Source organism: Ruminococcus sp. AM43-6 (assembly GCF_003461785.1).
GTDB classification, from domain to species: Bacteria; Bacillota; Clostridia; order Oscillospirales; family Ruminococcaceae; genus Hominimerdicola; species Hominimerdicola aceti.
Genome location: NZ_QTXU01000002.1, coordinates 12,627 through 33,397, shown reverse-complemented (window position 1 = coordinate 33,397; position 20,771 = coordinate 12,627). Strand labels below are relative to the sequence as shown.

18 protein-coding genes are annotated in these 20,771 nt (G+C 45.0%); 16 read left to right on the top strand and 2 right to left on the bottom strand.

Annotation, left to right across the window (positions count from 1 at the left end; translation table 11 throughout):
- The first annotated feature begins 34 nt into the window (after nucleotides 1-34).
- From DW938_RS01795 to DW938_RS01720, 16 genes are all read left to right on the top strand, one after another.
- Nucleotides 35-697, top strand: a complete 663-nt coding sequence (locus DW938_RS01795) for an amino acid ABC transporter permease (protein ID WP_022286950.1) — start codon at nucleotides 35-37, stop codon at nucleotides 695-697.
- Nucleotides 698-711: 14 nt separating this feature from the next.
- A complete protein-coding gene (locus tag DW938_RS01790; protein WP_117858878.1) occupies nucleotides 712-1,371 on the top strand; it encodes an amino acid ABC transporter permease in 660 nt (219 codons plus the stop codon).
- A gap of 22 nt (nucleotides 1,372-1,393) precedes the next feature.
- A complete protein-coding gene (locus DW938_RS01785; RefSeq protein WP_022286948.1) occupies nucleotides 1,394-2,173 on the top strand; it encodes an amino acid ABC transporter ATP-binding protein in 780 nt (259 codons plus the stop codon).
- A 31-nt stretch (nucleotides 2,174-2,204) separates the two neighbouring features.
- On the top strand, nucleotides 2,205-3,479 hold the full coding sequence (locus DW938_RS01780; RefSeq protein ID WP_118123733.1) for a sigma 54-interacting transcriptional regulator: 1,275 nt from the start codon (nucleotides 2,205-2,207) through the stop codon (nucleotides 3,477-3,479).
- Nucleotides 3,476-4,186 (top strand): trimeric intracellular cation channel family protein, encoded by a 711-nt coding sequence (locus DW938_RS01775; RefSeq protein ID WP_118123732.1) that lies wholly within the window; start codon nucleotides 3,476-3,478, stop codon nucleotides 4,184-4,186. Before DW938_RS01780 ends, DW938_RS01775 begins: the two co-directional genes overlap by 4 nt.
- A 3-nt stretch (nucleotides 4,187-4,189) precedes the next feature.
- A complete protein-coding gene (locus DW938_RS01770) occupies nucleotides 4,190-4,795 on the top strand; it encodes a cytidylate kinase-like family protein (RefSeq protein WP_046441110.1) in 606 nt (201 codons plus the stop codon).
- A gap of 338 nt (nucleotides 4,796-5,133) precedes the next feature.
- Nucleotides 5,134-6,078: an ABC transporter permease gene (locus DW938_RS01765; protein WP_118123731.1), complete on the top strand. Its 945-nt coding sequence runs from the start codon at nucleotides 5,134-5,136 to the stop codon at nucleotides 6,076-6,078.
- 13 nt (nucleotides 6,079-6,091) lie between these two features.
- Entirely contained in the window at nucleotides 6,092-7,003 is a 912-nt protein-coding gene (locus tag DW938_RS01760; RefSeq protein ID WP_117864141.1) for an ABC transporter permease, read from the top strand.
- 3 nt (nucleotides 7,004-7,006) lie between these two features.
- Nucleotides 7,007-8,002 carry an ABC transporter ATP-binding protein gene (locus DW938_RS01755; protein ID WP_118123730.1) on the top strand — a complete coding sequence of 332 codons (996 nt, stop codon included), beginning with the start codon at nucleotides 7,007-7,009 and terminating at the stop codon, nucleotides 8,000-8,002.
- A complete protein-coding gene (locus DW938_RS01750; RefSeq protein WP_117891339.1) occupies nucleotides 7,999-9,018 on the top strand; it encodes an ABC transporter ATP-binding protein in 1,020 nt (339 codons plus the stop codon). Before DW938_RS01755 ends, DW938_RS01750 begins: the two co-directional genes overlap by 4 nt.
- Before the next feature lie 28 nt (nucleotides 9,019-9,046).
- Complete coding sequence (locus tag DW938_RS01745; RefSeq protein WP_118123729.1) at nucleotides 9,047-10,681, top strand: ABC transporter substrate-binding protein; 1,635 nt, start codon at nucleotides 9,047-9,049, stop codon at nucleotides 10,679-10,681.
- A gap of 28 nt (nucleotides 10,682-10,709) precedes the next feature.
- Entirely contained in the window at nucleotides 10,710-12,380 is a 1,671-nt protein-coding gene (locus tag DW938_RS01740) for an ammonium transporter (RefSeq protein ID WP_118123728.1), read from the top strand.
- A gap of 32 nt (nucleotides 12,381-12,412) precedes the next feature.
- Complete coding sequence (locus tag DW938_RS01735; RefSeq protein WP_038672593.1) at nucleotides 12,413-13,312, top strand: MerR family transcriptional regulator; 900 nt, start codon at nucleotides 12,413-12,415, stop codon at nucleotides 13,310-13,312.
- A gap of 2 nt (nucleotides 13,313-13,314) precedes the next feature.
- On the top strand, nucleotides 13,315-14,412 hold the full coding sequence (speB, locus tag DW938_RS01730; protein ID WP_117858905.1) for an agmatinase: 1,098 nt from the start codon (nucleotides 13,315-13,317) through the stop codon (nucleotides 14,410-14,412).
- 28 nt (nucleotides 14,413-14,440) lie between these two features.
- Nucleotides 14,441-16,195: an adenine deaminase C-terminal domain-containing protein gene (locus tag DW938_RS01725; RefSeq protein ID WP_118123727.1), complete on the top strand. Its 1,755-nt coding sequence runs from the start codon at nucleotides 14,441-14,443 to the stop codon at nucleotides 16,193-16,195.
- Nucleotides 16,185-17,555, top strand: coding sequence for an MATE family efflux transporter (locus tag DW938_RS01720; RefSeq protein WP_118123726.1), 1,371 nt, complete (start codon nucleotides 16,185-16,187; stop codon nucleotides 17,553-17,555). Before DW938_RS01725 ends, DW938_RS01720 begins: the two co-directional genes overlap by 11 nt.
- A gap of 139 nt (nucleotides 17,556-17,694) precedes the next feature.
- On the opposite strand, the gene DW938_RS01715 is transcribed toward DW938_RS01720, so the two are convergent.
- Together DW938_RS01715 and DW938_RS01710 are read right to left on the bottom strand one after the other, a co-directional pair.
- The gene (locus DW938_RS01715; protein WP_117877678.1) at nucleotides 17,695-18,660 is read right to left on the bottom strand and encodes a WYL domain-containing protein; all 966 of its coding nucleotides are present in this window, start codon (nucleotides 18,658-18,660) and stop codon (nucleotides 17,695-17,697) included.
- Between the two features lie 484 nt (nucleotides 18,661-19,144).
- Complete coding sequence (locus DW938_RS01710; RefSeq protein ID WP_118123725.1) at nucleotides 19,145-20,737, bottom strand: IS1182 family transposase; 1,593 nt, start codon at nucleotides 20,735-20,737, stop codon at nucleotides 19,145-19,147.
- Nucleotides 20,738-20,771 lie beyond the last annotated feature (34 nt).

The following is a 20,771-nucleotide window of genomic DNA, read 5'->3' as shown; positions in this document are numbered from 1 at the left end:
TGCTCCGTCGCAAACGGCGGAGCATTATATATCAATGGAGAATTTCAACATAGTATGGCATTATAAAGACCTGCTGCTGAAAGGTCTTGGCTATACAGTATTCGTATCCGTTGCAGCGATACTTATAGCGCTTTGCGTTGGTATGCTGCTTTCGGTGATGAGAATGGGCGGCGACTCGCTTCCTTCAAGGATACTGAAAAAGATAGTCGCAGTTTATATAAGCTTTGTCCGTGGCACGCCTGTGCTGGTGCAGATATACATTATATATCAGGCGCTTGCAGTAATGGGTCTAAACCTTTCAAACCTGGCGTCAGGCATAATCGCTCTTAGCCTTAACAGCGGCGGATTTATTGCAGAAATAATCCGTGGCGGGCTTACGGCTGTGCCAAAGGGTCAGACGGAGGCGGCCAGAGCCTTGGGCATGAGCGAGCCAAAGATACTAATGAGGATAGTTTTCCCACAGGTATTCAAGGTAGCTTTGCCGCAGCTAACAAGCGAGTTCATAAACGTTATAAAGGTGTCGCCGATGCTTTCTGTGTTGGCAATCGTAGAGCTTACAAGAACGGCTCAGCGTCTTGTAACGCAGACATACATAAACCTGCCTTTCTATATTGCTATCGCAGTTATGTATTTTGTTATCTGCGCAGGACTTGAAGAGCTTGTAAAGCTTCAGAAGAAAAGACTTGAAAGAAGATAAGGAGGCGCAGATATATGGACGAATTTATGCACGTTGCGGAAATAGCGCTTCCGCTGCTTTTGCAGGGTCTTGGAACAACGGCGGCAATATCGGTGCTGTCTATCCTTATTGCAATGGTGTTAGGCTCGGCGGTAGGCTATATGTGCCTTTCAAAAAACAAGGCTGTTGAGCTTATCGCAAGGGCGTTTATAAAGATATTCAGATGCACCCCTTTTATGGTGCAGGTATATCTCGCATATTACGGACTCCCTGCTCTTGGTCTGAACGTTTCAGCGTTCTCAACAGGCGTTATAATTCTTGGAATGTACACAGCGGCTTATACCGCAGTTATCCTTGAAAGCGGCGTCAGCGCTATCCCAAAGGGACAGTTTGAAGCTTCATATGCAATGGGAATGTCAAGATTTAAAACAATGGTGAGAATAATTTTCCCGCAGACTTTGAAAATAATCGTTCCGTCACTGACAGGACAGTTTGTTCAGACTGTTAAGGACTCATCTATCCTTTCTATCATCACAGTTGCAGAAATGACAATGATGACAAAAGAGGCTATCGGTATAACTTTCAGCCCTCTGATAGTTTATATCTGTGCAGGCGTTCTTTACTGGGCGCTGAACCTTGTTATCGAGTTCGCATCAAGATGTATAGAAAAGCACAACAACCGTGTTGCTATCTGACGAAAAAGGAGTGTAAAATACAATGGCTGAAAGCAGAAAGCCTGTTATATCGGTTCACGATCTGGCAAAGAATTATGGGGAGCTTAAGGTCCTCAGAAAAATAGATATGGATATTTACAAGGGCGAGGTGGTAAGCGTTATCGGCCCTAGCGGCTCGGGAAAAAGCACTTTTCTCAGATGCCTGAACTATCTCGAGGAGCTGACATCCGGCGAGATAGATATAGGCGGAGTTTCCCTAAAGGGCATCGACGAGGACAAGCACAACAAAAAGCTCAACGAAAAGGCTGCAAAGGTCATAAGAAAGAACGTTGGAATGGTGTTCCAGCAGTTCAACCTTTGGCCGCACAAAACAGTGCTTGAAAACGTCATGGAGTGTCCTGTCCAGGTTAAAAAGGCTAACAAGGAAGAAACGAAGAAGAAAGCCATGGAGCTTCTTGCGAGAGTTGGAATGGACGGCAAGGCGGACGCTTATCCCACTCAGCTTTCAGGCGGTCAGCAGCAGCGTGTGGCTATTGCGAGGACCCTTGCAATGGAGCCTGAGGTCATACTCTTTGACGAGCCGACTTCCGCCCTTGACCCTGAGTTCGTTGGCGAAGTTCTGAACGTTATGAAAGACCTGGCTCAGGCAGGAATGACAATGATAGTTGTCACACACGAAATGGGCTTTGCGGCAGAGGTAGCAAACAGAGTCTGCTTTATGGACGGCGGCTATGTTATCGAGGACGGCACCCCTGAGGAAGTGTTCAAGCACCCTAAGAGCGACCGTGCAAAGCAGTTCTTCTCAAAGATACTTAATGTGTAAACTATAAAGCCGCAGAAAGGAGTGCAGACGAATGGATTATGAGCAGCTAGGGCACATTCTCGAAAGTATCCACCCGGGAGTGACTATTGCCGACAGTAGTGGAGTGTTCAGATTTGTTTCAGACTCCTATCTCAGCGGCAGAAGCGTAAAAGGCTCTGACATAATAGGTAAATTCGCAGGCTCGAAGGAAATGATGAAGATGTTTTCCCCTTGCGTGACGCAAATGGTTTTTGAAAGCCACAAGCGTGTCACAACAGTGCAAAAAGGCGTTGACAATGACGAAACTTTTGTCACGGGAATACCGGTATTCAAGGACGGAGAGCTTGAAATGATAATAAGCTATTCCTCTTGGGAGATAACGGGATTTGACGACCTGCGGGAGCGTTACAATGTTTTGCAGTATCAGAACAAAAAGCTTCTTGATGAAATAGAGCTTATGACGGGACGTGACGGCGGACAGCGTTATATCGCCCAAAGCAGCCGTTCAAGAGACGCAAGGCGGCTTGCAGGAGTTTTCTGTGACGCAGGCTGTCCGTGTTACATCTATGGTCCCACAGGAAGCGGCAAAAGTTATCTTGCTTCCACTATATACGGCAAAAAAGGAACGCTTTACACCTATGACTGCGCACCTGTCGGGGAAGAAGTCATAGAAAAGGAGCTTCTTGGAGAGGGGTCGATGATATCGCCGCTTTCGGGCATTTACGCTGTGATAATAAAGCATATAGACAGGCTGTCGCCTAGGCTTCAAAGGGCAGTCCTTGAAAAATGCGCAAAAGCAGGCATTGTGCCTGTGGGACTTTCTGAACATTCAGTGGAGGAGCTTAAGGGTGCTGACAAGCTGTCGGAGGAGTTTATAAGCGAGTTCGAGCCTTATCAGGTACAGATGTATTCTCTTGGCGAGCGTGCGGAGGATCTTAAAAGCTTTATCGACTATTATCTCGGCTCGGCAAACAAGAAATACTCACGGAGCGTTGAGTTCACGCCTCGTGCCATGGGCTGTTTGTTGGGATATGATTGGAAAGAAAATATCGACGAGGTGCATAGGACTATCGAGCGTATCGTCCTTACTACCGAGAAGAAAAAGGTGGACGTTTTCGACTTGCCTGACAGGATAACAGGCGGTTCGTCTGAGGTATTTGCACAGAATGCTTCCCTAAAGGATATGCTTGAATTTTACGAAAGCGGACTTGTGATGAGAGCCTATGAAAAATACAGAACATCTGTGGCTGTGGCACAGAAGCTTGGCATAAGTCAGGCGACGGCGGTGCGGAAGATACACAAATATGCAGGCAGGGACGTTGAATGAATGAGCGTTTTGATGTTATCGTTACGATACTTGAACTTATCGGAACTGCAGCGTTTGCGGCAAGCGGTGCGCTGACAGCGATAAAAAGGCGTTTTGACCTTTTCGGCGTTATAATAATAGGAGTGACAACGGCTGTGGGCGGTGGGATAATGCGTGATATCGTCATCGGAAGTCACCCTGTGGCGGCGTTTCGTGACCCCCTTGCAATGAGTGCGGCGGCTTTGATATCGGTGCTTGTGTTTGCTGCCTTGGCTGTAAAAGGCGACCTGGGGGGCAAGGCGTTGAAGCTTTATGATACTGCAATGCTCATGCTCGATACTATAGGGCTTGGCATTTTCACTGTTACAGGTATAACAGCGGCAATGAGGAGCGGCGTGTCAGACAACACTTTTTTGCTTGTGTTTTCGGGAGTTATAACAGGCGTTGGGGGCGGAGTTCTCAGGGATATTTTCGTGAACAAGAAGCCTGAGATATTTGTGGGCAACATTTATGCCTGCGCTTCTGCCACAGGTGCAGTGGCTTTTATACTTTGCTATGGCATGATGTCGTTCATGCCTGCCTGCATGGTGAGCCTTGCGGTGACGTTTTCCCTAAGGCTCATGTCGGTGAAATTCGGTTGGAATTTGCCGAAGATCCAGATAAAAGCCAGACAGGAGCGGAGGATAGCCGCCACGAAAGAAAATCTCATAAATAAAAAAGGAGCATAGACTATGAAAAAGTTTATTATTACCATAAGCCGTGAGTTCGGCTGCAACGCAAGAGAGGTCGCAAGAAAGGCGGCGGCTGAGCTTGGCGTGGAGTTTTATGACAAGGACCTTGTAGATATGGCGGCAGAGCGTGCAGGCATAAGCCGTGACTCGTTTCTTGACAGTGAGGAAATGCTTGACAAGAACGCTGACCGTCTGCTGAAGTCATTCGGCTACGGCTCATCAACGCAGTTTTATTCCGACAAGGCTGTAAAAGCGCAGGTGGATATCATCAGAGATCTTGCAAACAAGCGTGTATCCGCCATATTCTTCGGCAGATGTGCAGACTATGTTCTCAGAGAATATCCAAACCACATGAACGTTTTTCTCTATGCACCGCTGGAGGCAAGGATAAAGCATATGTGTGAAACTTATGACCTTTCATGGCCGGAGGCTGACAAGCTTATAAAGCGTGTTGACCGCCAGCGCCACAACTATTATAAATACGTCACAGGCAAAAATCGTGGTGACCGTGACAACAAACATCTTATGATCGACGTAAGCGAATACGGCACTGATCTCACTGCCGAAATGATATGCTTCGCTGCAAGAAAGATGTTCGAGGACTAAGCTTTCTACTGATTACCAAATCTTCATTTGTGGGGTGCTTCTGCTTTGGAGCACCCCGCTTTTCTCATATTTGTGAATATGAACAAAATGCAGGATATAAAATTCCTTTATTCATACAACATTTTCTGTAAGTTTAAAAGACAGCTTGCGTTAATAAAAAGTTTATATATAAAATATAAAATGACTGATTTTTAGTATTGCAGTTGTAGTTGCTACAGGATATATCATAGGTATATCGAAAGAAAAGTTTCGTGGAGTAAATTATTTTTGAAAAGCAAAATGAAAGTTCAAAAAGAAAATCCTGCAAAGTGCAGCTGTAAATATAGGAGGAATGTAAAGTGAAAAGGTTCAGATTTATAATCAAACGGCTGCTTTCAATGATAGTCATAATGTTTTTGGTATCCTTTCTGGTGTTCGTTGTTCTGAGAATGTCAGACGCAGACCCTCTCACAGTAATGATAGGAAACAATCAATCCACTCCTGAGCTTAGGCAGGCTCTTACAGAAAAATATCACCTTGACGACCCTGTGCATATACAGTATCTCAGGTGGATAAAGGGAGTTCTTTCAGGCGACTTCGGCACAGACTATGTTGACGGTCAGGACGTAAAAGGTCTTATAATGTCAAGGCTTCCAATAACATTCGGACTTGTGATAATGAGTTCCGTCATAGGCTCAGTGATAGCCGTTATAATGGGAGTTGCAGCGGCGCTGAGAAAAGGCAGACCCTCAGACGCAACAATTTCAGGACTTATGCTTGTGCTTTCAGGTGCGCCGTCATTTTTGGTAAGCATACTGATACTTATTTTCATGACAAAGTACGTTCCCGGATATTCGTTTATCGGAACATATACAAATTTTGGAGAGTTCTTACAGCGTATAATGATACCGAGCCTGATAATGGCGCTGACGTTCGTTGCGATGCTTGGACGTATCACACGAAGCAACATGATAAATCAGCTCCAGTCCCCTTATATCGCAACAGCGGCTGCAAAGGGATTAAAGCAAAGCAACATAACCTACAAGCACGCTTTTCACAACGCCGTTATTCCTGTTATAACAGTTGCAGGATATATGATAGCAGGCTCTATAGGCTCGACAGTAATAGTTGAGCAGGTCTTTTCTCTTCCCGGTATAGGCGGTCTGCTCATATCGGCGATAGAGGAAAACAATTTTCCTATAGTTCAGATACTTGTGCTTTTCATGCTTGGAGCTTATCTTGTAATGAGTTTTGTTATCGACATACTTTATACCGTTCTTGATCCGAGAGTTGATCTTAAATAAGGTGGGATTTTTAATGAAGAAGAAAAATAAAGCAGGAACGTTTTTCACACCTGTTGTGGCGGTGACGGGAATATTCCTTGCGGTCATAGTTTTCGTATCGCTCTTTGCAAGCGTTATCGCACCGTATGACCCTCTTGCCACAGACGTGAATGCCATATATGCTCCAGCCTTTTCTGAGGGACACATTTTCGGAACTGACGGACTTGGCAGAGATCTTTTTTCAAGGCTCATATGCAGTGCAAGAACTTCCATTCTGAATGCCTTTCTTATAGTTGCCATAGAGGTAGTAATAGGTGTTCCTCTTGGACTTATCTGCGGATACTACAGAGGTCCTCTTGACAGTATCGTAATGAGGGTGTGGGACGTTATAAGCGCAATACCGCCGCTTCTTCTTTCCTTTATCCTTATTGCGGTAATGGGAAAGGGCATGATGACAGGTATCATCGCCATAGGCATTTCTTATATCCCTCTTACAACAAAGACCGCAAGATCAATGATAATGACAGAGAAAAAGGCGGTGTATGTTGAAGCCTGCAAATCAATGGGCTTTTCAGACGCAAGGATAATTTTCGTGCATATCCTGCCGAACATCATCACACCTATGATATCGCAGTTCACACTTGATATCGGTACGGCTATCACATCAATGGCTACTCTGAGCTTTCTGGGACTTGGTGTTCAGGCTCCGAATGCCGACTGGGGAACGCTTCTCCGTGACGGCATGGGCAACCTTTACAACAGCTCCGCACTGCTTTTTATACCTGCAATATGCGTAATACTTGTAACAGTATCCATAAACCTTTTCAGCGACGGTGTTCAGAACTATCTCGACCCGTCATCAAGAAAGCTTCCGTCATTCAAGAAATACGAAAAGAAACACGGCATAAAGAAGCTTTCAGCAGTTAAGGCAAACGGGGAGGCGTAAAAGATGAAAAAAGGAAACGTTCTTGAAATAAAAGACCTTTCTGTAGACTTTATGACAGTTAGAGGTATCGTATACGCCGTTCAGGGCGTCGACCTTGAAGTGAAGCAAGGGGAGATACATGGTATCGTAGGAGAGAGCGGCTGCGGAAAAAGCGTAACATCAAAGTCGGTCATAAGGCTCCATAACGAGGAGACCACCAGATATGCAGGGGATATCTATATAAGAGATGACAGCGGTGAGAAAGACGTTCTTGCAATGAGCAAAAAGCAGCTCCGTGATTTCAGGGGCAGCACAGCCGCAATGATATTCCAAGACCCTATGACTTCCCTTGACCCTATCATGAAAGCAGGCGAGCAGATAGCAGAAATGCTCAGGGCAAAGAAAAAGCTTAGCCGCCATGAATCAAAGGAAAAGGTCATCGAGATGTTTGAAAAGATAGGCATAACACCTGCGGAGAAAAGATACGAGCAGTATCCGTTTGAAATGAGCGGAGGAATGTTACAGAGAATAATGATAGCAATGGCGCTTATATGCGAGCCGAAGCTTCTTATTGCAGACGAACCTACCACGGCGCTCGATGTTACTATCCAGGCGCAGATACTAAAGCTTATAAAAAAGCTCCAGCAGGAAAGCGGAACGTCGGTAATATTCATCACTCACAACCTTGGTGTTGTGGCTGAGATTTGCGACAGCGTAACTGTAATGTATGCAGGAAAGGCTGTTGAGACCGCAAGCGTTGTGGATATTTTCGACCACCCTGCTCACCCATACACAAAGGCGCTCCTTGAAAGCAATCCAAAAGAGAGCGATACAGAAAAAAGAATGAAAAGCATACCTGGCAGTCCTCCGCTTCTGTATGAAAAGTTCAAGGGCTGTGCCTTTGCACCGAGATGTAAGTATGCTGACGATAAATGCAGAAGCTGCGTGCCTGTTACAGAAAATGTGTCTGAGGGACACAGCACAGCTTGCTTCAAGTGGCGGGAGGTGACATCACAATGAGCAAAGAAAAAGACAGACAGCCTTTTATAAGCGTCAGAGATCTGAAAAAGTATTTCTGCCTTGACAATTACAAGCTTGCAAAGGCAAAGACGAGATATATCCACGCCGTTGATGATGTTAGCTTTGATATCTACAAAGGCGAGATATTCGGCATAATAGGCGAGAGCGGCTCGGGCAAATCAACTATAGGAAGATGCGTTCTGAAGCTTATCGACGTTGATTCAGGCGAGATATATTTTGACGGCAAAAACATAACACATGTGAGCCGCAAGGAACATCAGGAACTGCGTTCAAGAATGCAAATGGTCTTTCAAAACCCTCTTGCTTCCTTTGATCCGAAAAAGACTATACGCTTTAGCCTTGAAGAATCTGCAAAGGTGCATAAGATAAAGCCTGAGGTCTACAAGGCGAGGATAAAACAGCTTATGGAGTATATAGCGCTTCCGGAGGACTTGCTCACAAGATATCCTAAAGACCTTTCGGGCGGTCAGCTCCAAAGGCTTGCAATAGCAAGGGCGCTTATGCTGGAGTCTGATTTCATTCTTGCAGACGAGCCTGTTTCGGCGCTTGACGTTTCTGTGCAGGCGCAGATATTGAATCTTATGCTCGACCTGAAAGAGGATAAAGGGCAGACGATACTTTTTATCTCCCATGATCTGAACGTTGTCCGTCACGTTTGCGACAGGATAGCGGTGGTATATCTGGGAGCGGTAATGGAAATGGGTACGGTAGAGCAGATCTATAACAGCGTTGCTCACCCTTACACTCAGGCACTTATTTCAGCAAAGCCAAAGGAACACCCTCTTGAAGATAAGAAGCATATCCTGCTGGAGGGAGATATACCGAACGCAGTGGATATCCCCGAGGGCTGTCGCTTTGCAGGCAGGTGCAGATATTTCAAAGAGGGCTTGTGCGACAACCGCACGCCGAAGCTCAAAGACATTGGAAACGGGCATTACGTTGCCTGTCATTTCCCACTAGGCATTGACCGCAGCAAGACTGCTTCGGATATGTAATAAATCTTTTGAAGAAAGGAAAGTTATCATGAAAAAATTCTCACGCAAGATCGCGGCCGCTGCTGCATTGGCAATAACAGTTTCAAGCTGTATGACAGGCTGCTTCAACAACACAGGTTCCGGTTCAGGCTCAGGTTCTTCAGGAGGAAATTCAGAGACAGTTCTCAGGGTAGGCTATACTCAGGAGCCGTCATCATTTGACCCTGCCGACTTCACTATCGTGGCAGCAACTCTCACAGGTTATGACTGCTATGACACGCTTCTTAACTTCTCACATGACGGCACAACAGTTGAACCTGCCCTTGCAGAATCTTGGGAGCAGGTTGACGATACTACATACACATACAAGATAAGACAGGGAGTAAAGTTTTCAGACGGCAATGAAATGACAATGGACGATGTGCTTTATTCTCTTAACAGAGTAACAGAAGACAACTATTATATGAGCTATCTTTTTGCAAATGTTGACAGCTTTGAAGCCGACAACGATACTTGGACGCTTACAGTTCATCTTAAGCAGCCTGACTCATCATGGCAGTATGTTCCTGCAACATCAGCCTGCACTATAGTCGAGAAGTCTGTAACAGAGGAGCAAGGCGACAAGTACGGCACTGCTGACGGAAAGACTGTCGGCACAGGTCCTTACAAGCTTTCTTCATGGTCATCAGGAAGCGAGATAGTTCTTGAAAAGAACGAAAACTGGTGGGGCGACCCTGATACTCTCGATATCGACAAGGTAGAATATTACGTTATCGAGGACGAAAGCGCATTAGCACTTGCAGCAAAGGGCGGACAGATAGACTTTGTCGAGGGTATGTCAAACAGCGTTATGTCTGTATATCAGAGCTGTCAGAACTTCAATATCCTCTCATGCGAGGGAACGACTTCAAACTATATCGCATTCAACACAGCTTCAAAGCCGTTTGATGACGAGTGGGCAAGAAAGGCTGTTGCATATTGTATCGACCGTTCCCAGATAACAACAACTATCGGCGGCGATTATGCAAAGCAGTCGGCTGTTGTTCCAATGAGTGAATCCATGATGTATATGGATAAGGATAAGTGGGATTCAACTATCGCCGAAAGCGATGTTTATACTCAGGATTATGACAAGGTAAAGGAATGTCTTGCAAAGTCAAAGTATCCTGACGGCTTTGAGTTTGATTTCTATACGACTTCACAGACGCAGAAGCAGGCTGAGCTTCTCAAGTCAATGGTAGACGCAAGCGGCTCTATCACAATGAATCTTGTAGAAGTACCTGACAGCGATATCTTCAGCTATATGTTCGGCTACAAGACAAAGGACAACGGCGAGAGATATTACAACGCAGTCGGCACATACATGATGTCAGACTTCCTTGATCCTATGGGAATGTTAAAGACATTATATGCAGGCTCTAACGCTTGCGAGGGCGGAACGAATGAAACACTTTGGTCAAGCACAGAAGCAGACGGACTTCTTGACAAAGCGGCTCAGACAACAGACGACGCTGAGAAAATGGGTTACTATACTGACGCATATAAGATATTTGCTGACCAGTGCCCTTACCTTGGACTTTACACATCATCTGATGTTTACGCAGTAAGCGACAAGTTCACATATGACCCAAGCCCGATGTTCTGGTATAACTTCAGTTACGCAGACGTTCATGTGGCAAAATAAGAAATAATATGAAAAAGGAAGTGCGATAATGTATTCATCTCTGGATACCGTGTGGGTTCTTCTCTGCACAGCTTTGATATTCTTTATGCAGGCAGGCTTTGCAATGCTGGAAACAGGCTTCACCAGAGCAAAAAATGCAGGCAACATAATAATGAAAAACCTTATGGATTACTGCATAGGCTCTGTTCTTTTCTGGGTTATCGGCTTCAGCTTTTTGTATGGCGACTCCATAGGAGGATTTATCGGAACGCCAAGCCTGTTCGCAGCAGGAAAGTTTGCAGCCGCAGGAGATCTGCCTAAGCGAGTGTTCCTTATGTTCGCAACGGTCTTTTGCTCAACTGCCACGACTATAGTTTCAGGAGCAATGGCAGGCAGAACAAAGTTCAAGGCTTATCTTACATATTCGGCTGTTATGAGCGGAATAGTTTATCCGATAACAGGTCACTGGATATGGAACAGTGCAGGCTGGCTCAAAAGTATAGGCTTCCACGATTTCGCAGGCGGAACTGCCGTTCACGTTGTTGGCGGAACTACCGCACTTATAGGTGCGCTGCTTGTGGGAGCAAGGATAGGCAAGTTTGATAAAAACGGCAAGGCGAGAGCCATACCGGGACATAATCTCACTATCGGAGCATTGGGCATATTCATTCTGTGGATAGGCTGGTTCGGATTTAACGGTGGCTCGCTTCTCACCGCTCAGGGCGGCAATGCGGCGGCAAAGCTTGGGAATATCTTCTTTAACACAAACATATCTGCGGCGGCTTGCGCAATAGCTGCAATGTTCATCACTTGGGTGCGCTACGGCAAGCCTGACGTGACAATGACTCTTAACGGAGCACTTGCAGGACTCGTGGCTTCCACCGCAGGCTGTGACACAGTTTCGGCAGGAGGAGCATTCTTTATCGGCATAACAGCAGGCTTTGTAATGGTGTTTGGTGTTGAGCTTATAACAAAGCTAAAGGCTGACGACCCTGTGGGTGCGGTAAGTGTTCACGGTCTGTGCGGAGCATGGGGAACGCTTATGACGGGCGTTTTCGCAAAGAAAAGCGGTCTTATATATTCAGGCAGCCCGAAGGATCTGCTTATACAGCTTGCAGGTGTGCTTTCAGTGGCGGCATGGACAGCGCTTATTATGGTGATAGTGTTCACAGTGATAAAGAAAACGATGGGTCTGAGAGTTAGCGAGAACACAGAGATAGTTGGTCTTGACAAGTGTGAGCATGGACTTTCAAGCAGCTATGCGGATCTTCTCAACACTGCTCAGTTCATCACCGCTGCCGCTGACGAGCCTTCAAAGGTGAGGGCTATAGACGAAGCCTCAGAGCTTAACGCTTCTGACTACAAGGCGGACGGAAAGATGCACAAGGTGGTCGTTCTTATGAACGTCGCAAAGTTCGAGATGCTGAAAAATGCTTTGGATAAGCTTGATATAACAGGTATGACAGTTACGCAGGTGAGCGGCTGTGGAATACAAAAAGGAAGCACTGAGCTTTACAGAGGCTCTGAGCTTGAATCAAGGCTTCTGCCTAAGATAAAGGTGGAGATAGTTATAAGCACTGTTCCTCTTGGACTTCTTATGGACACTATCAGAAAGGTGCTTTATACGGGCAAGATAGGCGACGGAAAGATATTTGTTTATGACGTTGCAAACGTTGTGAAGATAAGAACAGGGGCAGAGGACGAGCAGGCTCTTGAATAAGCTGCCATAATAATTGGAATGGGGGACAAGATATGACTGATGATATGAAATACACTGTGTTTTATACAGACGAAAACGGACAGCTTGTCCCGAATGGGGAAAAGCTTCTGAGCATAACCGAGATAGCAAAGTATCGAAACATACCTACCGAACGGCTTAGATATTACGATAAGATAGGGCTTTTAAGACCTGACTATGTTGACAAGCTCACAGGGCGGAGGTTTTATTCGGCACAGCAGTGTGAAAAGCTTGGCACTATAAAAGAGCTTCGCAGGCTGAACTTATCACTGAAAGAAATAGAGGACTATTTCAGCGACAGAAACCTTGAAAAGTCCGAGCGTGTTCTCAGACAGCGTTATGAGCTTTTACAGCAGGAGATAGCGGATAAGCTTGAAATAAGCCGTGTGCTGAAAGAAAAGCTTAAATTTATCAGAGAACTTAACAACACAGATTTCAAGCTTGATGACCCTGTGATAAAGGAGCTTCCTGAACGATATGCCCTCAAAGGGGAGAGCAACAAGTTCAGAACAAATCTCACCGGTATAGAGTTTATGAAGCTTGAGGAGGCTATAGGCGGAACTTCACCTGTGCTTGCCACTGATAAGGTGGCAATGACCATAAAAAACTCAGTTGACCCTGACGATATGGATTCCGAGGTCTGCCCTATGGTGTTCTGCTCGGCAGATCAGGCTGACAAGGAAAGCTTCACAACAGTGGCAGGAGGAAAATACGTTTGCGCTTTTCACAGGAATTGCTACAGCTATTTCGGTGAGCTTATAATGAAAATGCGTTGTCTTGCACAGGAGCATGGCTACACCCTTGGAAGCGTCGGGGTGATGATATACCGTATAGACATAACCCTTACGGACAACAGTGATGAAACTATTGCGGAGCTTCAGTTTCCGCTTATAAAAGAAAGCAGGGAGAAATAATCATGATAGACAGAAATGAACTGCACGCCATGAAAACGGCGGCAAGATTTGATGAATTTGGCAACACAAGATTTCCTACAATGGCAAAGAGAGCCGTTGAGCTTGGATTAGAGCCTGTGGACAGCATTAAAAGCGAGGGCATGAGCTGTTTTGCAAGAACAAATCTCGGCCCTACATACACAAGCCACGAAACTTTTCTCAGAAGTCCTTTCTGCGAGGATATCCATAAGGTGTCGGAATATGACGTTGCAGTGGTGGGTATCCCATATGACAGCGGAGCGTCAAACCGTTCAGGCACAAGACTTGGCCCTGCCGGCATAAGACACGCTTCTTCGCAGATATCCCCTTTCAACCCTGACTATGGCGTTGACCTATACGAAAACATAAAGCTTTGCGACGCAGGAGATATTTACACACTTCCTGCAAATGCCGAAAAGACTTTCGACCAGATAACAAAGGGCATAGGATATATATTCTCTCAGGGGGTAACGCCTATCGTTCTTGGAGGCGACCACTCTACTACTTTCCCTACGCTCAGGGGCATTTCAAAGTATATCGACGGCAATATCGGCGTTATCCATATCGACCGCCACAGCGATTGCGACGCTATCCAAATGGACGAAAAAATGCACGGCACAGAATGGTATCATTCCACTCACCTGCCTAACCTCAGCGCAAAAAATCTTGTGCAGATAGGCATAGGCGGAAACTGCTGCAAGTCATGGTCGAAATTCACCCGTGACAGCGGCTGTACTGCGATCTCAATGGAGGATATAGACAAGTATGGTATCGACAAGGTGGCAGAGCTTGCCCTCGATATCGCATGGAAGGGCTGTAAGGCAGTGTATGTGAGCCTTGATATAGACGTTCTGGAAGCTGCTTTCTGCCCGGGTACTGGCACACCTGATTTTGGCGGTATGCTCCCGAGAGAGCTTTTAAGGCTTCTCAAGCTCGTGACAGCTCCCGGTATCTGTGGAATGGACGTTGTGGAGGTATCTCCTCCGTTTGATGTGAGCGAGATAACTTCACTTGCGGCGTCAAGATGTATAATCAATGTGCTTTGCAATCTTGCGCTGAACAAGTCGCTATATAAACACTGATAATATTTGTATCTGAAAGAGGCAGCTTATGAATGATCGGCAGCTAAAGGAACTTATACTGGCGGCTAAGGGTAAGCTGCCTTTTGATATTTATTTTTACAACGCAAGGATAGTTGACGTTTACAGAGAACGGATAATAGACAGCGGCTCGGTGGGGATAAAAAACGGCATTATCGCCGCAGTTTGCCCTGACTTTGAGCCTAGAGCAACAGAGTTTATTGATTGCAGAGGAATGTATCTTGCGCCTTCTTTTATCGACGCTCATATGCACATAGAGTCCTCAAAGCTCACTTCTTTTGCATACTGCGAGGGCGCAGTGCCACACGGAACGGGCTGTGTATTCTTTGACCCTATGCAGATGTCCAATACTCTTGGTCTTAAGGGCATAAAAGCTATATGCGAAATGCTTGGGGAAATGCCCGTAGAGAGCTTTTTGCAGCTTTCTTCGCAGTATCTTTCCACTCTGAAAACGCAAGACGATATCACCAATGTTATCAAAGAGTGCAGGGCGAAAACTGTGGGTGAGATAAGCGGTGCTGTGGTCGGGAATGAGGAGATAATAAAGCTTCTGGGTGCGGCAAAAAGGGCAGGTGTAAAGGTGAACGGTCACTGTCCGTCAATGGGATTTCGTGACGTTCAGCAGGCGGCTTGCGCCGGGCTTTGTGACGACCATGAGTGCGAAAGCATAAGCGACCTTGAGCAGCGGCTAGCCTGCGGAATGGCGGTGTTGGTAAGAGAGGGAACTATAGAGCCGAACTGCCGAACTCTTTGCGAGGGGATAGTAAAAAATCATATCCCTACGGACGATATAATGTTCTGCACTGATGACAAGTCTGCGGAGGATATAAAGGAAAACGGCTGTATAGATAATGCTCTGCGCATTGCAGTGAAATGCGGTATTTCCCCTGTGTCAGCGATAAAAATGGCAACTCTCAATGCCGCACGGCATTATGGTGTTGACGATATCATAGGCTCGGTGGCTCCCTCAAGAAAGGCGAATTTTCTGCTTATGGATAGCCTTGAAAATATGACAGTGAAAAAGGTCTATCACCAGGGCAGGCTTGTGGCTGAAAACGGCGAGTTTCTTTGCAGGCATGAGTTTGACATAACTTGCTATCCTGAGCTTAAAAACACTGTGATATTGCCCAGAGGGCTTGACAGCCATTCTTTTGAGATAAAAGCAGGCTTTGAGAGGGGCTATGTTACTGCAAATGCAATTGAAATGCCCGAGGGTGGCATAGTCACAAGGCTTGTAAAAGGCAGGCTTGAAGTCAGCAACGGCATTGTATGCGGTGATACAAAAGCCGATATTCTGCCCATATTCGTTGTGGAGCGTTTCGGCAGGAGTGGTGAGATAGGCAGTGGTTTTATAAAAGGTCTTGGCATTAAAAGGGGAGCTGTTGCCGCAAGCTTTGCTCAGGAGAGCAATAATGTCGTTGTATCGGGCGTTGACCCTGCGGATATGCTTTGCGCTGTGAAAGCTGTTGAAGCGAACGGCGGCGGTGCGGCTATGGCTATTGACGGCAAGGTGGCAGGGCTTTACTCCCTTCCTGTGGCAGGCATACTAAGCGGTGAAAACATCACAGACGAGATAAAGGCACAGAAAGCTTTCAGAGAAGCCCTTGCCCTCACAGGCGGAAACATACAGCGTATGACGGTGGTGCTTACAGTGTCGCTGTGTCAGACTATCCCAGAGGTGGGGCTGACGGAAAAAGGGCTTTTTGACGTAAACCAGCAAAGATACATACCCACATTCACAGGCGGTGAAGAATTTGAAGAATAAGCCGGAAAATGTAATAATGACAGAGGGCGACCCTAAGAAAATAATATTCCGATTTGCACAGCCTCTTATATTTGCAAATCTTTTTCAACAGCTTTACAACACCATGGACACCATAATAGTAGGCAAGATAAATGGTGACGAAGCTCTTGCGGCGGTGGGAGTTTCCTTTGCAGTGACAATGGTCATGATAGCCGTTGCAACTGGTACGGGCATAGGAACATCGGTGCTTATAGCGAAATACTGCGGTGCCGGGAACAAGTCAAAGGTCAAGACGGGCATTTCCACTGTGCTGATATTTTCACTTATGGTCGCAGCGTTGATAGCGGTGCTTGGGGTGGTGCTTAGTATGCCGCTTTTAAGACTTCTGAAAACGCCGCAGAATATCATAAATGACGCTGCAAACTATCTGCGGATATATTCCTTAGGTATGCCGTTTATGTTTCTTTACAATGTGCAAGCGTCGGTATTTAGTGCCCTTGGCAACTCAAAGACGCCTTTTCATCTGCTTGTGATGTCCTCTTTGCTGAACATAGGGCTTGACCTTTTGTTTGTAGGTGGATTTTCCATGGGTGTATCAGGTGCGGCATGGGCGACTTTCATTGCTCAGGGAGTATCGGCAGTGATATCGTTTCTGCTTCTTACTGACAAGGTATACATAAAAGACCATGAAAGAGCAGAGTTCAGCTTCTTTTCGGGGGCGGTGTTAAAAGAGATGTCGTCCTATGCGGCAGTATCGGTGATACAGCAGTCAGTGGTGTCGGTGGGAATGTTAATAGTGCAGTCTGCCGTCAATCCCTTTGGCTCGGACGTGCTTGCAGGGTACACGGCGGCTTCAAAGATAGACTCCTTTGCCATAATGCCGTTCATAGCTTGCGGAAATGCGGTATCCACCTACACAGCACAAAATCTTGGGGCAGGCAAAAAAGAGCGTATCAGAGAGGGCTACAAGGCGAGCGTGCTGTTATGCGCAGGCATAGCGGTGATAGAATTTGCAGTGATAATGCTTCTCAGGCGGCGATTCTTGGGCTTTTTTATGGACTTGTCAAGCTCCTCAGCTTCCGCCATAGAAACAGGCATGGGTTACATGACAGACCTTGCGTTTTGTTATATAATAATGGGAATAAATTCAAGCTTCAACGGAATGTTAAGGGGGTTTGGGTGTTTGAAGCTGTTTTTATCCGGAAGCATAATAAATCTCACGTTCCGAATTATTTTCACCTACGCTCTGGTATCGGTCATAGGCGTATCGGCGGTATGGCTGTCGATGCCGGCAGGCTGGGTTCTGAGTTTTATTTACGGGAGAGTGGGGTATAGGATCATGTGCAAGAAGAAAGATAGTGCAGGGATAAGCGATATATGATAGGTAAAGCATTAGCTTCCGAGCAGTTGTCAGCGGCTGTTCGGAAGCTGTTTTTATTGTAAAACAAAAAACTCGCAAACCCTCATAGATAAAGGATTTGCAAGCTTTCTAACTTGGTTCTGTGAATACTAAACCTCTCCTAATAATAATTTCTCATCAATTCTATCTCCCTCCGCATATCCTCCACCAGCGGTTTTGGCTCAAGGACTTTCACCCACGAGCCTTGTGACAGCAGGTACATTATTATCCCCCTGCCGTAGTTGACCTCGGCAGTGATAACGCTCTTTGTGCCGTTCTGCTCAATGACTTTTGCGGTGGGCAATCTGTCAAGAACTGCCTGCAAAGGCAGCCCCGAAAACTCAAAGGTTATCCGCACATTGTTGCCCGGGAACATAAACTGATTTTTCTCACGCAGGTCGCCCTCGTCAAAGCTGCGTTCACGGTAAAGCTCAAACTTCTCTCTGTGCTCAACTATCCCCTTTATCCTGTCAATGCGGAAGTACCTCGCCTTGTATTGCGTGTCATCAGCCGCATATGCGATAAGATAGAAATAATATTCGCTGAACATTATCGCCGCAGGCTTCAGCTTTCTGACGACCTCACTTCTGTCCATTTTCAGATACGTCACCGAAATGACCTTTTTGCCGTCAATGCACTGCACAAGCCGCCAAAGATTGTCTATCACGCTGTCGCAGTCAGACCTGACCTCGTGATAATGATATATCTCCCTGCGGATCACCTCGTCAAGAAGCTTGCGGTCATTGGCAGTAGTGAATTTTTTCAGCTTTGAAACTACGGATAGCATGTCTTCTTTGCTGAAACAACGTGCCCCAAGTATCACTTTTACTAAGGCAAAAAGCTCCTGATTTTTCAGAAATTCGTCGCTTTTAAGTATGTATGCCCTGTCCTTGTGGGAGTATGTGACCTCGGCATTTTGCATAAGATCCCTGTGTTCCGCTAGAAAATCGTTTATCCTGCCAATGTCACGGCTTACGCTCTTTGACGATATCCCATACTCCTCCGCAATAAGCCTGTTAGGTACGACCTCGCCGTGCAAAAGCCGATAAAATATTTCAAGGACTCTGTCCAAACACTCATTTTCCATTTTATTACCCCTCTTTCTTACAATTATACCACATTTGATTTTGAATTTGTTAAGCTGGCAGCTTAGTATAACGTTTTCGAAGAATATTTTTTTATTTTAACCAAAAATGTCAAATTATCGGTGCGGCAGGTCATTGTATTTTGTCATTTTATCTTGCTTTCAGTATAGCATAATTGCCAGACAAAGGTATGTCCGTTTAAAATTAGTTTACTTTAGGCTGACTATTGAAAATAAAATTGCAAAACAAAAAAAGTGCCTTAATGCAAGTCATAAGGTACTTTTGCTATGTTGATATACAAAAAAAAAGGCGCTGTAAAAAAAAGCGCAACAAAGCCCGTGGATTTCCTCGATATGGAAGCCCACGGGCTTTAATATATCACACAGCAAAAAAGAACTATCTAATCTTGAAAAAAGGGTACAGCAAACACACCGGCAGAAAATACAGCGCTTTTTGCCGATTATTAAAATGTTGAAAAATATTTTTTTATGCCGCTTTTTCGATAGCGATCTTCTTCAAGTGAAATTTATGCAGATTAAAACCACAGCAAATCATCGCAATTTCTAAATTCATGGCATTTAAGCCACGTCTTCTGGCTCTTGTGTATGACCGATTCCACTTGATGATACCATTTGCACCCTCAGATTGAATGCTTCTGTTCATTCTGAGAAGCGCTCCATGAATACAATTAAGATTGTCCAAAACTTCTTTGTGAAATGCAGTCAATTCTTCATTTATGCGAACTATGCGATTTCCCTTGCATTTGCAGCACTTTTCTTTATGAGAACAGTTTGCACATTCTTCACACTGATAGAATTCTTCTGTTCTCCCATATTTGTTTCCCTTTATGGGTCGACTGTAAACGTAGTGGAATTTTTTGTTGTTAGGACACAGCAGATCACCGTTTTCATCTATGCGGAAATTCACTGCTCTGTATGGATCATTATGGTATTTAATATTCTTGCTTTCTTTTTCATACATGGTAAATTTCATGTATTTTCCCATTCCGTGTTCTTCACAGTACAGATAGTTGTTGAAGCTTCCATAGCCTGCGTCGGTAACTGGATATTCAGGATATTTTCCATATATTCTGTGGAATTTTTCCATAAGCGGCTTGAAGCAATCCATATCCGAGGCATACTGCTTTACGTCATATACGGCGATATACTCATCGCAAACGCCAAATTGTATGTTGTAACCTGGGAGCAGTTGATCGTTTCCCATATAGTCTTTTTTCATACGCATAAATGTTGCATCATGGTCTGTTTTGGAATAACTGTTTCGTTCATTGCCGCATATTTTTATGTGCTCTGCATACTTTTTTAGTCTCGCAATGTAACTTGTAAGCTTATCATAATATCGCTGTTCTGGAGTTTTATGATGTCCACGTCCCCTGACAGCAGAAGCAGGATCAAAACCGCAAAGCTGTATATATTGCTTCAATATCTGTTCGAGATATTCGATGGCATATTCTTCGCGAACTCCAAATTTCACACCAAATGCGGCTATTCTTTTATTTATCTCACTTAACAGTTCTGTTATCTTTGCAAATACTTTCACGCGATTTTTCTCACAGCTCTTTTTCCATACCCAGCTGTATTTGTTTGCGTTGGCTTCTATCTTTGTTCCGTCTATGTACACATGATCCATATCTACGTTTTCTTGTTCAAATATGTAAGCATTGATGTCAGCGAATATCTCTTCTATTTTTCCGTTAAGCACATTGTTCATAAAATTGTCTATCGTCATATGGCTTGGCGGCGGTTCGTCCTGTAATAACCACATAAAGCGGATATCTGTTTTGCACAGCTTTTCTATTTTTCTTAATGATTCATAGCCATTTTCCATGAATGCGAACAGTATTACTTTTAGCAAAGTTTTTTCATCATATCTTGGTCTGCCTGTCCTGCGTTCCTCAGTCGTCAGGTATTTATTTAGGTCAATATGATCAATAACTTCACAAAATGTATATACCGGATCTGTTGTTTCAATAATTTTTTCAATTTCTATAGGAAATTTTAATTGATATGGTGTATTATATTCTTGTTGGTATTTTTCATCAAATTTATTATACCACAAAAAAGACTGCTTTCCTACCCTTTTAAGGGTGGTT